The 12,684-nt window shown below is 66.9% G+C and carries 16 protein-coding genes and 2 pseudogenes; 13 read left to right on the forward strand and 5 right to left on the reverse strand.

Annotated features, from left to right (window positions below; translation table 11 throughout):
* Positions 1-44 precede the first annotated feature (44 nt).
* Positions 45-683, reverse strand: a complete 639-nt coding sequence (locus tag ACFJGX_RS10210) for a trimeric intracellular cation channel family protein (protein WP_382321561.1) — start codon at positions 681-683, stop codon at positions 45-47.
* Positions 684-741: 58 nt separating this feature from the next.
* Here ACFJGX_RS10210 and ACFJGX_RS10215 point away from each other — a divergent pair, with 58 nt between their 5' ends.
* The 3 genes from ACFJGX_RS10215 to ACFJGX_RS10225 all read left to right on the forward strand — a co-directional run bounded on the left by ACFJGX_RS10215 (position 742) and on the right by ACFJGX_RS10225 (position 2,707).
* Positions 742-1,503 (forward strand): sulfite exporter TauE/SafE family protein, encoded by a 762-nt coding sequence (locus ACFJGX_RS10215; RefSeq protein WP_291121583.1) that lies wholly within the window; start codon positions 742-744, stop codon positions 1,501-1,503.
* 65 nt (positions 1,504-1,568) lie between these two features.
* Entirely contained in the window at positions 1,569-2,186 is a 618-nt protein-coding gene (locus tag ACFJGX_RS10220; protein ID WP_291121582.1) for a ParA family protein, read from the forward strand.
* A 65-nt stretch (positions 2,187-2,251) separates the two neighbouring features.
* The gene (locus ACFJGX_RS10225) at positions 2,252-2,707 is read left to right on the forward strand and encodes a MaoC family dehydratase (RefSeq protein WP_382321559.1); all 456 of its coding nucleotides are present in this window, start codon (positions 2,252-2,254) and stop codon (positions 2,705-2,707) included.
* Positions 2,708-2,725: 18 nt separating this feature from the next.
* On the opposite strand, the gene ACFJGX_RS10230 is transcribed toward ACFJGX_RS10225, so the two are convergent.
* The 3 genes from ACFJGX_RS10230 to ACFJGX_RS10240 form a co-directional block, all read right to left on the reverse strand.
* Positions 2,726-3,061, reverse strand: coding sequence for a hypothetical protein (locus ACFJGX_RS10230; protein ID WP_382321557.1), 336 nt, complete (start codon positions 3,059-3,061; stop codon positions 2,726-2,728).
* A gap of 145 nt (positions 3,062-3,206) precedes the next feature.
* Positions 3,207-3,680 carry a tRNA (uridine(34)/cytosine(34)/5-carboxymethylaminomethyluridine(34)-2'-O)-methyltransferase TrmL gene (trmL, locus tag ACFJGX_RS10235; RefSeq protein WP_382321555.1) on the reverse strand — a complete coding sequence of 158 codons (474 nt, stop codon included), beginning with the start codon at positions 3,678-3,680 and terminating at the stop codon, positions 3,207-3,209.
* A 14-nt stretch (positions 3,681-3,694) separates the two neighbouring features.
* Positions 3,695-4,477, reverse strand: a complete 783-nt coding sequence (locus ACFJGX_RS10240) for a ComF family protein (protein WP_382328341.1) — start codon at positions 4,475-4,477, stop codon at positions 3,695-3,697.
* 31 nt (positions 4,478-4,508) lie between these two features.
* On the opposite strand from ACFJGX_RS10240, the gene ACFJGX_RS10245 reads away from it, so the two are divergent.
* The 8 genes and pseudogenes from ACFJGX_RS10245 (at position 4,509) to ACFJGX_RS10280 (ending at position 10,920) form a co-directional block, all read left to right on the forward strand.
* Positions 4,509-5,378, forward strand: coding sequence for a biotin synthase (locus tag ACFJGX_RS10245; protein WP_382325713.1), 870 nt, complete (start codon positions 4,509-4,511; stop codon positions 5,376-5,378).
* Positions 5,379-5,616: 238 nt separating this feature from the next.
* Positions 5,617-6,048 (forward strand): DUF2244 domain-containing protein, encoded by a 432-nt coding sequence (locus ACFJGX_RS10250; protein WP_382321551.1) that lies wholly within the window; start codon positions 5,617-5,619, stop codon positions 6,046-6,048.
* A 136-nt stretch (positions 6,049-6,184) separates the two neighbouring features.
* Positions 6,185-7,339 (forward strand): cytochrome c oxidase subunit II, encoded by a 1,155-nt coding sequence (gene coxB / locus ACFJGX_RS10255; RefSeq protein WP_382325711.1) that lies wholly within the window; start codon positions 6,185-6,187, stop codon positions 7,337-7,339.
* A 40-nt stretch (positions 7,340-7,379) separates the two neighbouring features.
* Positions 7,380-9,006, forward strand: a pseudogene (gene ctaD / locus ACFJGX_RS10260) (cytochrome c oxidase subunit I).
* A 28-nt stretch (positions 9,007-9,034) separates the two neighbouring features.
* Positions 9,035-9,145 carry a cytochrome oxidase small assembly protein gene (locus ACFJGX_RS10265; protein WP_366834041.1) on the forward strand — a complete coding sequence of 37 codons (111 nt, stop codon included), beginning with the start codon at positions 9,035-9,037 and terminating at the stop codon, positions 9,143-9,145.
* A gap of 2 nt (positions 9,146-9,147) precedes the next feature.
* On the forward strand, positions 9,148-9,759 hold the full coding sequence (locus ACFJGX_RS10270) for a cytochrome c oxidase assembly protein (protein ID WP_366834034.1): 612 nt from the start codon (positions 9,148-9,150) through the stop codon (positions 9,757-9,759).
* Positions 9,756-9,968, forward strand: a complete 213-nt coding sequence (locus ACFJGX_RS10275; protein ID WP_291121574.1) for a DUF2970 domain-containing protein — start codon at positions 9,756-9,758, stop codon at positions 9,966-9,968. The genes ACFJGX_RS10270 and ACFJGX_RS10275 overlap by 4 nt, the downstream gene beginning before the upstream one ends.
* 69 nt (positions 9,969-10,037) lie before the next feature.
* Positions 10,038-10,920, forward strand: a pseudogene (locus ACFJGX_RS10280) (cytochrome c oxidase subunit 3).
* Positions 10,921-11,008: 88 nt separating this feature from the next.
* Here the strand turns inward: ACFJGX_RS10280 and ACFJGX_RS10285 are convergent.
* Positions 11,009-11,242: a twin transmembrane helix small protein gene (locus ACFJGX_RS10285; protein ID WP_137922029.1), complete on the reverse strand. Its 234-nt coding sequence runs from the start codon at positions 11,240-11,242 to the stop codon at positions 11,009-11,011.
* A gap of 39 nt (positions 11,243-11,281) precedes the next feature.
* Between ACFJGX_RS10285 and ACFJGX_RS10290 the strand changes: the two genes are divergently transcribed.
* Both ACFJGX_RS10290 and ACFJGX_RS10295 read left to right on the forward strand, forming a co-directional pair.
* The gene (locus tag ACFJGX_RS10290) at positions 11,282-12,022 is read left to right on the forward strand and encodes an SURF1 family protein (protein ID WP_382321549.1); all 741 of its coding nucleotides are present in this window, start codon (positions 11,282-11,284) and stop codon (positions 12,020-12,022) included.
* Positions 12,003-12,683: an SCO family protein gene (locus tag ACFJGX_RS10295; protein ID WP_382321547.1), complete on the forward strand. Its 681-nt coding sequence runs from the start codon at positions 12,003-12,005 to the stop codon at positions 12,681-12,683. The genes ACFJGX_RS10290 and ACFJGX_RS10295 overlap by 20 nt, the downstream gene beginning before the upstream one ends.
* The last annotated feature ends 1 nt before the right edge of the window (position 12,684 follow it).

Consider the following 12,684-nt stretch of genomic DNA (forward strand, 5'->3'; position numbering starts at 1 on the left):
CCCCTCGGGGGGCTGCGACCCGCGCAGCGGCGGAGCGTGGGGGCCTACAACTTCCACGCGGGAAGCTGCCAGTTGCGCCACAGGGCCAGGCCTCGCAGGCCGGCCGTGAACACCACGCAGGCCACCAGGGCGATCCAGCCCGGGGCCTCGATCTCCCACAGTCCCACGTAAAGCCAGCCACCGGCGAAGGCGCAGAGCGCATAGGGGCGGTGGTCCTTGAAGGCGGTGGGGATCTCGTTGCAGACCACGTCGCGCAGCACGCCACCGAACACGCCGGTGATCAGGCCCATGAGCACGGCCACCAGCGCCGGCATGTTCAGCAGCAAGGCCTGGTGCACGCCGGTGGCGGTGAACAGGCCCAGGCCCAGCGCATCGGGCCACTGGATGGCGCGCTCGGTGAGCTTCATGTGGCGCCCGCGCAGGAACACCATGGCGAGCACGCACAGCCCGAGCACGCCCCAGAGCAGCTCGACGTGGCGCACCCAGAAGAACGGGCGCTGATCGAGCAACAGGTCGCGCAGGGTGCCGCCGCCGAAGGCGGCCAGGAAGCCCACCACCGCCACGCCCACGGCGTCCAGCCGCATGCGCGCGCCCATGAGGATGCCGGAGAGTGCAAAGGCCACCGTGGCCGCCAGCTCGACCAGCAGGCGCAGGGTCTCGCCCCAGAACTGAATGTTGTGCATGCGCCGATTCTCGCCGGGCGGGAGGCAAGGGCATTCGCCTGCGGCGACAATCGCGCGCTTGAACTTCCCGCTCATCACCGATCCCTCGTTCTACCTCGTCGCGATTCCCGCGGTGCTCCTGCTGGGCATCAGCAAGAGCGGCTTTGGCGCCGGCTTTGGTTCCCTGGCCGTGCCCTTGATGGCGCTGGCGGTCACGGTGCCGCAGGCCGCCGCCATCCTGATGCCGGTGCTGCTGCTGATGGACCTGCTGGGCATGGCGGCCTTCCGCAAGAACTTCGACCGCCGCCTGCTGATGTTCCTCGTGCCCTGCAGCCTGGTCGGCCTCGTGGTCGGGGCCTTGCTTTTCAAATGGCTCGATTCTCGCGTGGTGGCGGGCATGGTGGGCGTGTTCACCCTGGTGTTCCTGGCGCAGCGCCTGCTGTTTCCGCCGCGCCCCGACAGCGCGCCGCCGCCGCGCTGGGTGGGTGCGCTGCTCACGGTGACCTCGGGTTTCACGAGCTTCGTGGCGCACGCCGGTGGGCCGCCGCTCAACGCCTACGTGATCCCGATGCGTCTGTCGCCAGCGGTCTTCACCGGCACGCTGGCCTACCTGTTCTTCTTCGTCAACCTCGCCAAATGGGTGCCGTACGCCTGGCTCGGTCTGCTCGATCTGCGCAACATGGCGACCTCGCTGGCGCTGCTGCCGTTCGCCCCGTTCGGGGTCTGGCTCGGGGTCTACATTGCCAAGCGCATCGAGCCTCAGCTGTTCTACCGGCTCATCTATGTGGGGATGTTCCTGACCGGTTGCAAACTGGTGTGGGACGCGGTGGCGATAACATAGCGCCCGATACCCCCCTCCCCATCACGCTGTCCGTGTGGGGCGTCCCGCACACAAAGGAGCTTTTCATGCCCATCGTGGTGGTTGCGAATCCCAAAGGAGGCGTTGGCAAGTCCACGCTGTCGACCAACGTCGCCGGCTACTTTGCCCGCCAGGGTCACTCGGTCATGCTGGGCGATGCCGATCGCCAGCAGTCGTCGGCCCTCTGGCTGCGCCTGCGCCCACCCGAGGCCCGGCCGATCCAGACCTGGGAGGTTTCGCAGGACCTGATCGCGCGGCCGCCCAAGGACGTCACCCACGTGGTGCTCGATACCCCCGCTGGTTTGCATGGCTGGCGCTTCAAGGACGTGCTCAAGATCGCCGACAAGGTGCTGGTGCCGTTGCAGCCCAGCATCTTCGACATCTACGCCACGCGCGCCTTCATCGATGAGTTGGCCGAGTCCCGCCGTGCGGGCCAGCTGCAGGTGGGCATCGTCGGCATGCGGGTGGACATGCGCACCATCGCGGCCGACAAGCTCGGCGAGTTCGTGACCGGGCTGGGCCTGCCCGTGCTGGGCGCCTTGCGCGACACGCAGAACTACGTGCACCTCGCGGCGCGCGGGCTCACGCTGTTCGACGTCACGCCCAGCCGGGTCGAGAAGGACCTCAAGCAGTGGCAGGGCATCTGCGAGTGGCTTGATCGCTGACACCCGGCGGTGCCGTGTCGCCGGCCCGACATGCGCGGCGCGGGGCCGGCGATACAGTGGCTCGCATGAAAACCTTTGAATCCCTGGCCGATCTGGCGGCTTGCGTGGGCCAGGAAGTGGCCGTCAGCGAATGGGTGGTGATCACCCAGGAGCAGGTCAACCGCTTCGCCGAGGCCACTGGCGACCACCAATGGATCCACGTGGACGTGGAACGCGCCAAGGCCGGGCCGTTCGGTGGGCCGATCGCGCACGGCTTTCTCACGCTGTCCTTGCTGCCGGTGTTCTTCGAGTCCTCTTTCGATATCCGGAACACGCGCATGGGGGTGAACTACGGCCTGAACCGCGTGCGCTTCACCGCGCCGGTGCCGGTGGGCAGCCGTTTGCGCGCGCGCCTGACGCTGCAGGCCATCGAGTCCATCGAACAGGGTGGGCAGCAGATGACCTGGGGCGTGGTGGTGGAGCGCGAGGGGGCCGACAAGCCGGTGTGCTTCGCCGAATCGCTGGTGCGCCAGTACCCCTGAGCGCGCGGGCAGGCCGGCCTACTTGATGCGGATGAGCTGCTTGGGCTCGAGCCAGCCTTCGAAGTACTGAATCAGCCGGTTGATGCGCTCGGCGGCGACCGACTGGTTGTGCCGCTGCGAGATGAGCTGGTACGCGTCGTTGCGCAGCAGCCAGAGTTCCTGCGGCGTGTGGGCCTGATCGATCTGTTTGCGCAGCCGGATCGCGGGTGTGCCGGGGCAGTCCTCGATGCTGCGCTCGAGATGGCGCCGGATGCGCGCCAACTCCTTGAGGCTGGGGCTCTTGGGCGCGCGCTGTCGAGACGCGAGGTTCACGCGGAAGATCCGGGTGAGGACAGAAATCAGGGCGGTCTCCATGCAGGCGGTCCGTGATGCGCAGAGTGGCGATCGGGCCGCCGCCCACAGGGTGTGGAGCCGCGCGGTCCCGATCAGGTTGGCAAGCCTATGTTGCGCGTTTCGCGCGCGATGTGATCTATGCCGTGCGCCACTTGCGTGACCTGCGTCACGGAACCGGCATCGCAAACTGCCGCTGGCGCCAGGCCTCGAACACGGTCACCGCCACGGCGTTCGACAGGTTGAGGCTGCGCTGGCCAGGCACCATGGGCAGCCGCAGGCGCTGCGTGGGCGCAAAGGACTCGCGCAGCGCGTCGGGCAGCCCCCGCGTCTCGGAGCCGAACACCAGCCAGTCGCCGGCCTGGAAGGTGTTGTCGAACACGCTGTGGCTGCCCCGGGTGGTGAAGGCGAACATGCGCTGCGGGTCCGGTGCTTCGGTCTGCAGGAAGCTGGCCCAGTCCGCGTGGCGGCGCAGATCGGCGTACTCGTGGTAGTCGAGCCCCGCGCGGCGCATGTGGCGGTCATCCATGGAGAAGCCCAGGGGCTCGATGAGGTGCAGGGTGCACCCGGTGTTCGCGCTGAGCCGGATCACGTTGCCGGTGTTGGGCGGGATTTCAGGTTGGACGAGGACGATGTGGAACATGGTGGCGGGCGAGCTTACCGCGCTGGCGTGCGCGCGAACACCAGCGCGCTGACCCGGACCGCCCCTGCCTGCAGCAAGGCCTGGGCCGCTGCCTGCAGCGTGGCGCCGGTGGTGGTCACGTCGTCCACCAGCAGCACGTGCCGGCCGTGCAGCCGGGGCGCGTGCAACGGGTGGGCGGCGAACACGCCTTGCAGGTTGCGCAGGCGCTGCTCACGGGGCAGGCTGTGCTGGTCGGGGGTCTCGGTCAGGCGGACCAGCGCCTCGGCCAGGGCCGGCGCCCGGGCGGCAGGCGTGCTCGCGCGCCGCAGGGCTTTCACCAGCTCCCAGGCCTGGTTGTAGCCGCGCCCGGCCAGGCGCGCCGGGGTGAGTGGCACAGGGGCGAGGAGGTTGCATGACGAGAGCAGGGCGCCGGCCTGCGGTGCCTGCAGCATCCGCCGCGCGAAAGGCCCGGCCCAGCCAGGCTCCTGGCGGAACTTGAAGCGGGCGATCAGGCCGTCCCAAGGGTAGGCATAGTCCACAGCCGCCGCGCAGGCGTGCAGCGCGGCCGGCGTGGGCCGGGTGAGACAGGCCCCACACAGCGGCACGTCCACGGGCACGCGGTCGGCACACGCCGTGCAGCGGGGCGCCTCGTCCTGGAACCGCGCCGCGCAGGCCTCGCACACCGCGCTCGATGGCCAGGCGCCGCAGACCTGGCAGGTGCCGGGCAGGGAATTCCAGAGCGTGCGCCAGGGGTTGAGCATGGGGCCAGATACTGGCGCGGCCTTGTTGTCCCGCCCGCCGGCATCCCGTTTGAACACCTCCACCCCCACTGAAACCCCCGTGCCCGACATGGACCCGGTCGCGGCCCTGCGCTGGCAGCAACGCGCCGCGACGACCAGTCCGTGGCTGCACGAAGAGGTGGCCTCGCGCATGGCCGAACGCCTGAAATGGTTCCGCGAGCCGCCCGCCAGCTGGATGCACTGGGAGCCCGTGGGCGGCGGGCTGCTCGCGCACCAGCAGCTCCGGTCTCAGTTGCCCGACGCGCCCTGCCACGTGGCCGCACAGCGCCTGCCCGAGGCCTTGCAGGCCACCCGGGAAGGGGGCGGGCCGGGCTGGAACCCCCTGAACTGGGGGCGCAGCCGAGGCCCGCAGGCGGCGAACGCCGACACCCGGGTGGGCATGCTCTGGGCCAACATGGCCTTGCACACCGAGCCACGGCCGCAAACGCTGCTCAAGCGCTGGAACGCACACATCGAGACCAACGGCTTCCTGATGTTTTCCTGCCTGGGGCCGGACAGCCTGCGCGAACTGCGCGTGGTGTACGCGGCACAAGGCTGGCCCGAGCCGGCCCACGCCTTCACCGACATGCACGACTGGGGCGACATGCTGGTGCACAGCGGGTTTGCCGAGCCGGTGATGGACATGGAGCGCATCACCCTCTCGTACAGTGGGGCGGAACCCTTGCTGGCCGAGCTGCGCAGCCTGGGCCGCAACCTTCATTCGGGCCGGTTTGCCGCCTGTCGGTCGCGGGGCTGGCGTGCGCGGCTGTGCGAGGCGATCGAAACGGGCCTGCCGCGCGCGGCCGACGGCCGGCTGCTGCTGACCTTCGAAATCATCTACGGCCACGCCTTCAAGCCCACGCCGCGAGTGCCCATGGGGCCTGCGACGACGGTGCCGATGGAAGACATGCGTGCCATGCTGCGGGGCCGCAGGGGCTGAGCCGGGCTGGCGGCGGGCCGTTTCTCGCCTGGAGATACCGCATTGTCCGAGTCGGATGGGGCGGCTTTGCAGCCGGGCGGCACCCTTCTCGCCGCTACAATTGGAGGCGATCCAAGTTTCAAGGGGATTTTCCCTGCGTTAACGCGCGCGCCTTCGGGCGCAGCGCGGCTTGAACCGGTGGTGGGTGGTGAACCTTACCTGCAACGCTCATCGTTTCGCGACCGAGTCTGAACAAGGCATGGAGTGGTCGCTGAAGCGCAACTGTTCGGTCACGCCCGCACAACTGGGATGGCTCTATGCCTCCATGTGTGTCGTGTCGTTGGGTGTGGCCGGATTCTTCTGGTCGCAAGGTGCAACGCTGGTGCTGCCTTTCGCGGTGCTGGAGTTGATCGTGGTGGCGGTGGCCTTTCTGGCCTATGCCCGCCACGCCACCGACGGCGAACGCATCCGCTTGCTGGAAGGCCGGCTGGTGGTGGAGCAGGAGATGGCGGGACGGACGAAGCGGTGCGAGTTCGCCCGTGAGTGGGTGCAGGTGGAGCCGCGGGGAGAAGACGACCAGATGGTCGAACTCCGCTGCGGCGGCCAGTCGGTGAGGGTGGGGCGCTTTCTGCGCCCCGAACTGCGGCCGGTGCTGGCGCGGGAGATACGCCAGGCCTTGCGTGGCGCGTGATGGTGGGGTTTTGGGTAGGTGTGCCCGGAAAATTTGTTCTAATCGGCATTGATATAAATCAATACTTATATTTGAGGCGCTTAAAGTGAGTACGACGAATAAAAAGGTGCATTCCCTGCGAAACCGGTGGGCCACGATCCGCGCCGTGGCAACCACGCTGGCCTTGGGCGCAGGCGCCTGGTCCACGGTCGCTGCTCAGGCGGTCAAGGACCTCGCTGGCGGCCCGGCGGTCAACCAGCTGAACTTCCACCCCCCGGTGACCCGCATCGCCGAGGAGCAGCACTGGCTGCACTGGTTCATGATGGTCCTGTGCGCCGTCATCTTCGTCATCGTCTTCGGCGTGATGTTCTATTCCATCCTGAAGCACCGCAAGGCGGCCGGGCACAAGGCCCAGGAGCTGCCGGAGCCGATCTGGGTGGAGCTGGGTTGGACCATCGTCCCGCTGCTCATCGTCATCGGCATGGCCCTGCCCGCCACCAAGGTGCTGGTGGCCCAGAAGGACACCACCAACAGCGACCTGACCATCAAGGCCACGGGCATGCAGTGGAAGTGGGGCTACGACTACATCAAGGGCGAGGGCGAGGGCATCGGTTTCCTCTCCACCCTGGACAACAACCAGCGCGTGATGTCCAACAGCGGCAAGCCCGAAGCCACGGACGACTACCTGCTCAAGGTGGACAACCCGCTCGTGGTGCCCGTGAACAAGAAGGTGCGCATCATCACGACCGCCAACGACGTGATCCACGCCTGGATGGTGCCGGCCTTCGGCGTCAAGCAGGATGCGATTCCCGGCTTCGTGCGCGACACCTGGTTCCGCGCCGAGAAGACCGGCGACTTCTACGGCCAGTGCGCCGAACTCTGCGGCAAGGAACACGCCTACATGCCGATCCACGTGAAGGTGGTGTCGGCCGAGGAATACACCGCCTGGGTGACCGAGCGCCAGAAGGCCATGGGCGCTGCCGCCGATGACCCGAGCAAGGTCTGGACGCTGGCCGACCTGGTCAAGCGCGGCGAGTCCGTCTACGCCGCCAACTGCGCGGCCTGCCACCAGGCCAACGGCAAGGGCGCCGGCCCGATCAAGCCCCTCGATGGCTCCGCGATCGTGACCGACACCGACCACGCCAAGATGATCAATGTGCTGCTGCACGGTGCGGCAGGCGGCGCCATGCCGGCCTGGAAGCAGCTGTCCGACACCGAACTGGCCGCGGTCATGACCTACGCCAAGAACAACTGGTCGAACAAGACCGAACAGATCGTGCAGCCGGCCGAAGTGCTGGCCGCCCGCAAGTGATCTGTTGACAGAAAAACATTGAGTCTCAAAGGAATCGACCATGAGTGCAGTTCTTGACCACCACGACGCACACGGCCACGACGATCACCACGACCACCATGCCCCCACGGGCTGGCGCCGCTGGGTCTACGCCACCAACCACAAGGACATCGGCACGCTGTACCTGCTGTTCGCCTTCACCATGCTGATGGTGGGCGGCGTGCTGGCCCTGCTGATCCGCGCCGAGCTGTTCCAGCCCGGCCTGCAGCTGGTGAACCCCGAACTGTTCAACCAGCTCACCACCATGCACGGCCTGATCATGGTGTTCGGCGCCATCATGCCGGCCTTCGTGGGCTTCGCGAACTGGATGATCCCGCTGCAGATCGGCGCGTCCGACATGGCCTTCGCGCGGATGAACAACTTCAGCTTCTGGCTGATGATTCCCGCGGCCATCATGCTCGTGGCCTCGTTCTTCATGCCCGGGGGCGCACCCGCCGCCGGCTGGACGCTGTACGCGCCGCTGACGCTGCAGATGGGCCCCTCGATGGACGCCGGCATCTTCGCCATGCACATCCTGGGCGCGTCCTCGATCATGGGCTCGATCAACATCATCGTGACCATCCTGAACATGCGCGCACCCGGCATGACGCTGATGAAGATGCCCATGTTCTGCTGGACCTGGCTCATCACCGCCTACCTGCTGATCGCCGTGATGCCCGTGCTGGCCGGCGCCATCACCATGACGCTGACCGACCGCCACTTCGGCACCAGCTTCTTCAACCCCGCCGGCGGCGGCGACCCGGTCATGTACCAGCACATCTTCTGGTTCTTCGGCCACCCCGAGGTCTACATCATGATCCTGCCGGCCTTCGGCATCGTGAGCCAGGTCGTGCCCGCCTTCGCGCGCAAAAAAGCTGTTCGGCTACGCCTCCATGGTGTACGCCACCGGCTCCATCGCCATCCTGTCCTTCGTCGTGTGGGCCCACCACATGTTCACCACCGGCATGCCGGTGACGGGCCAGCTGTTCTTCATGTACTCCACCATGCTGATCGCCGTGCCCACGGGCGTGAAGATCTTCAACTGGATCGCCACCATGTGGAAGGGCTCGATGACCTTCGAGACCCCCATGCTGTGGGCCGTCGGCTTCATCTTCGTGTTCACCATCGGTGGCTTCACCGGCCTGATCCTGTCGGTCGCGCCGATCGACATCCAGATGCAGGACACCTACTACGTGGTGGCCCACTTCCACTACGTGCTGGTGGCCGGCTCGCTGTTCGCCATGTTCTCGGGCATCTACTACTGGCTGCCCAAATGGACCGGTGTGATGTACAGCGAAACGCGCGGCAAGATCCACTTCTGGTGGTCGATGATCTCGTTCAACATCACCTTCTTCCCGATGCACTTCCTGGGTCTGGCCGGCATGCCCCGCCGCTATGCCGACTACCCGATGCAGTTCGCCGACTTCAACGCGATCGCCTCGGTGGGCGCGTTCGGCTTCGGTCTGGCGCAGGTGTACTTCTTCCTGGCCGTGGTCGTGCCCGCCATGCGCGGCAAGGGCGAGAAGGCCCCCCAGAACCCCTGGGAAGGCGCCGTGGGCCTGGAGTGGGAAGTGCCGTCGCCGGCACCGTTCCACACCTTCGAAAACCCGCCCAAGCTCGACGCGACCGCCACCAAGGTGATCGGCTAAGCCTTTTCACGCCATGTCTGCCAACGCCATGACACCCGAACAGAAGAAGAACAACCGCCGCCTGGGCCTGATCCTCGCGTCCGTGGCCGTGGTGTTCTTCCTCGGCTTCGTGGGCAAACGCTTCCTGCTGGGCTTCTGACCATGGCCGTTCAGCGCGAAAACCTCAAGATGGTGGGCAAGCTCTGCGTGATCGCGCTGGGCATGTTCGCGTTCGGCTACGCGCTGGTGCCGATCTACCGGCATATCTGCGAGGCCCTGGGCATCAACGTGCTGGCGGTGTCGGAACTGCGTGTGCCCGGTGCCGCGAGCCTGCCTGCGAACACGCAGGTGGACCGCACGCGCACCATCACCGTCGAATTCGACACGAACGCCCGCGGCCCCTGGCACTTCAAGCCGGCCGTGCGCTCGCTGCAGGTGCATCCGGGCGAGCTCACCACGGTGATGTACGAGTTCCAGAACATCCAGAACCGCACGATGGCGGCACAGGCGGTGCCCAGCTATGCCCCCAAACAGGCGGCCGCGCACTTCAACAAGCTCGAGTGCTTCTGCTTCACGCAGTACACCCTGCAGGCCGGAGAGAAGAAAGAATGGCCGGTGGCCTTCGTCATCGATCCCCGGCTGTCCAAGGACGTGTCCACCATCACCCTGTCGTACACCTTCTTCGAGGTGGGCGGCAAGGTGCCGGCCGCGCCGACCGATGACGCGCCGCAGGCCCAAAGCCCGGCCACGCTCAAACCCACGGGGGACGTATGACCACACCCACACCTGCTCATCAACGCAAGGGCTCTTTCATCGACACGGTCAAGGCCGTGGCCTGGGGCTTTCTCGGCGTGCGCCGCAACGCCGACTACCAGAAGGACATCGCCAAGCTCAATCCGCTGCACTTGATGGCGGTGGGCGTGGGCATGGCGATCCTGTTCGTGGCGGTGCTGATCGTGGTGGTGAACTGGGTCGTCGGCTGAGACACGGCGACCCGATACGATTTTTGATTTTTGACATTAGATACAAGCGAAAGCACAACAGGAGTGAGCATGTCAGCAGCAACCCACGGCACGACGCCCTACTACTTCGTCCCTGGACCCTCGCGCCATCCGGTGATGGCCGCCATCGGCCTTTTCTTCGTCATCCTGGGTGCCGGGCAGTGGATCAACGGCCACGGCTGGGGCGCGTATTCGCTGGCGTTCGGCCTGGTGTTCTGGCTGTTCGTGCTGTTCCAGTGGTTCAGCGAGTCGGTGCGTGAAAGCGAAAGCGGCATGTATGGCCGACAAGATCGACCTGTCGTACCGCTGGAGCATGAGCTGGTTCATCTTCTCGGAGGTGATGTTCTTCGGCGCCTTCTTCACCGCCCTGTGGTGGACGCGCACGCACTCCGTGCCGGCGCTGGGCAACATCGAGAACGCGCTGATCTGGCCCGACTTCTCGGCCGTCTGGCCCAGCCTGCAGGCCGGCGCCACCGCGTCGCCCGGTGGCATCGTCGAGCCTTTCCAGACCATGGGCCCGTTCTGGCTGCCCACCATCAACACCGCGCTGCTGCTGACCTCGGGCGTGACGCTGACCATTGCCCACCACGCGCTGCAGGTCGGCAACCGTGGCAAGACCATCGCCTTCATGTGGGTGACCGTGCTGCTGGGCATCGTCTTCCTGTTCGTGCAGGGCTATGAGTACGCCCACGCCTATGCCGACCTGAACCTCAAGCTCTCCTCGGGCGTGTTCGGCTCCACCTTCTTCATGCTCACCGGTTTTCACGGCTTCCACGTGTTCGTCGGCATGCTGATGCTCTTGTTCATCACCCTGCGCCTGCAGAAGGGTCACTTCACGGCCCAGCGCCACTTCGGCTTCGAAGGCGCGGCCTGGTACTGGCACTTCGTGGACGTGGTGTGGCTGGGCCTGTACATCCTCGTCTACTGGATGTGATTGGGTCGGGTGGTGCGTCCACCTTCCTCGGGCAACTGCCACAAAAAAGCGCCTTCCGGCGCTTTTTTGCTGAAGGGGCCCGACGGTTCTAGCCGCGCAGCGGCAGGCCGGTGGGCTGGATCCAGCCCATCAGGTAGCTGATGAGCACCACGACGAAGAGCAGGATGGAAAAACCGACCCGAAACGCCAGCGCGCGCGCCATGTGGTTCTTGCGCGGCGTGCCGTCCTCCTCGGTGTCGCTGCCGCCGCGCATCATGTACACCAGGGCGGCGGCGAGACTTCCAATGATGGCAACGAATGCCGCGATGACCAGGTACTTCATGCGCTCCATTATCCGTGCCCGGGCCAGGGTGGCTTGACCATGCGGCGCTCCACCTGGCGTTTCTGGATTGTGACCGCCGCGACCGCGCTCACCATGGCGGCCACGGCCTCGCTGGGCCTGTGGCAGCTCGATCGCGCGGCGCAGAAACTGGCCTTGCAGGCGCAGATCAACGAGCGCGGCGGGTTGGCCGCCTGGGACACGCAAGAACTTCTGGATTCCGCCGATGCCACGGCTGGCGTGCACCGCCCCGTGCGCCTGAGCGGCACCTGGGTGCCCGGGCGCACCGTGTTCCTGGACAACCGGCAGATGAACACGCGGGTGGGCTTCTTCGTGGTGACGCCGCTGCGGCTCGAAGGCAGCGAGCGCGTGGTGCTGGTGCAGCGCGGCTGGGTGCCGCGCGATTTCACCGACCGCAACCGCGTGCCCGAGGTCCCCACCCCGGCGGGCCTGGTGCGGCTGGAAGGCCGATTGGCCCCCCCGCCCGGCAAGCTATACGAGCTCGGCGCGGCGGGCACGGGGGTGATCCGGCAAAATATCGACCTTGCGGCGTTCGCGCAGGAAACCGGGCTGCCCTTGCTGGCGGTGTCCGTGCTGCAGACCGATGCCGCCGCCGATGGCCTGCTGCGCGAGTGGCCGCGCGTCGCGATCGACGTGCAGAAGCACCACGGCTATGCCTTCCAGTGGTTCGCCCTGTGTGCCCTCGCGGGCTTCCTCTATCTCTGGTTCCAAATCCTCTCCCCCCGCCGAAAGCGCAGATCCCATGGCACAGACGCCCGATGAACCCCTGACCCTGACCGTGCACAGCCTGCCGCAACTGGACCAGGCCAGCGCGGACGCGGCGGCCAGCACGCGCAAGGGCCGCTGGAAGATGCTGGGCCTGATGCTGGTGTGCGCCGCGCCGGTCATCGCGTCGTACTTCATGTACTACGTGGTGCGCCCCGAAGGCCGGCAGAACTACGGCGAGCTGATCGATCCCCAGCGCCCGCTGCCGGCCTGGACCGGCACCGACGCACAAGGCCGCGCCGTCCCCATGAGCAGCCTCAAGGACCAGTGGCTGCTCGTGAGCGTGGCCGACAGCGCCTGCAACGACGCCTGCGTGGAGCACCTGTACCTGCAGCGCCAGCTGCGCGAAACCCTGGGCCGCGAAAAGGACCGGCTGGACTGGGTCTGGCTGCGCACCGGGGACGCCGCGCTGCCCGAGCCACTGCAGAAGGCCACGGCCCCCGCCGTCGTGCTGCAGGTGGACCCGCAGGCCGTGGCCGGCTGGCTTCAGCCCGCGCCCGGTCAGAAGATCGAGGACCACCTGTACGTCGTCGATCCGCTGGGCAACTGGATGATGCGTTTCCCCGCCAAGCTCGACCCCAAGCAGGCCAAGCGCGACCTGGACCGCCTGCTGCGCGCCTCCTCGTCCTGGGACAAGGAAGGTCGCCCCGCGAACTGAC

The organism is Hydrogenophaga sp. UC242_50 (assembly GCF_042697355.1).
Classification (GTDB): Bacteria; Pseudomonadota; Gammaproteobacteria; order Burkholderiales; family Burkholderiaceae_C; genus Hydrogenophaga.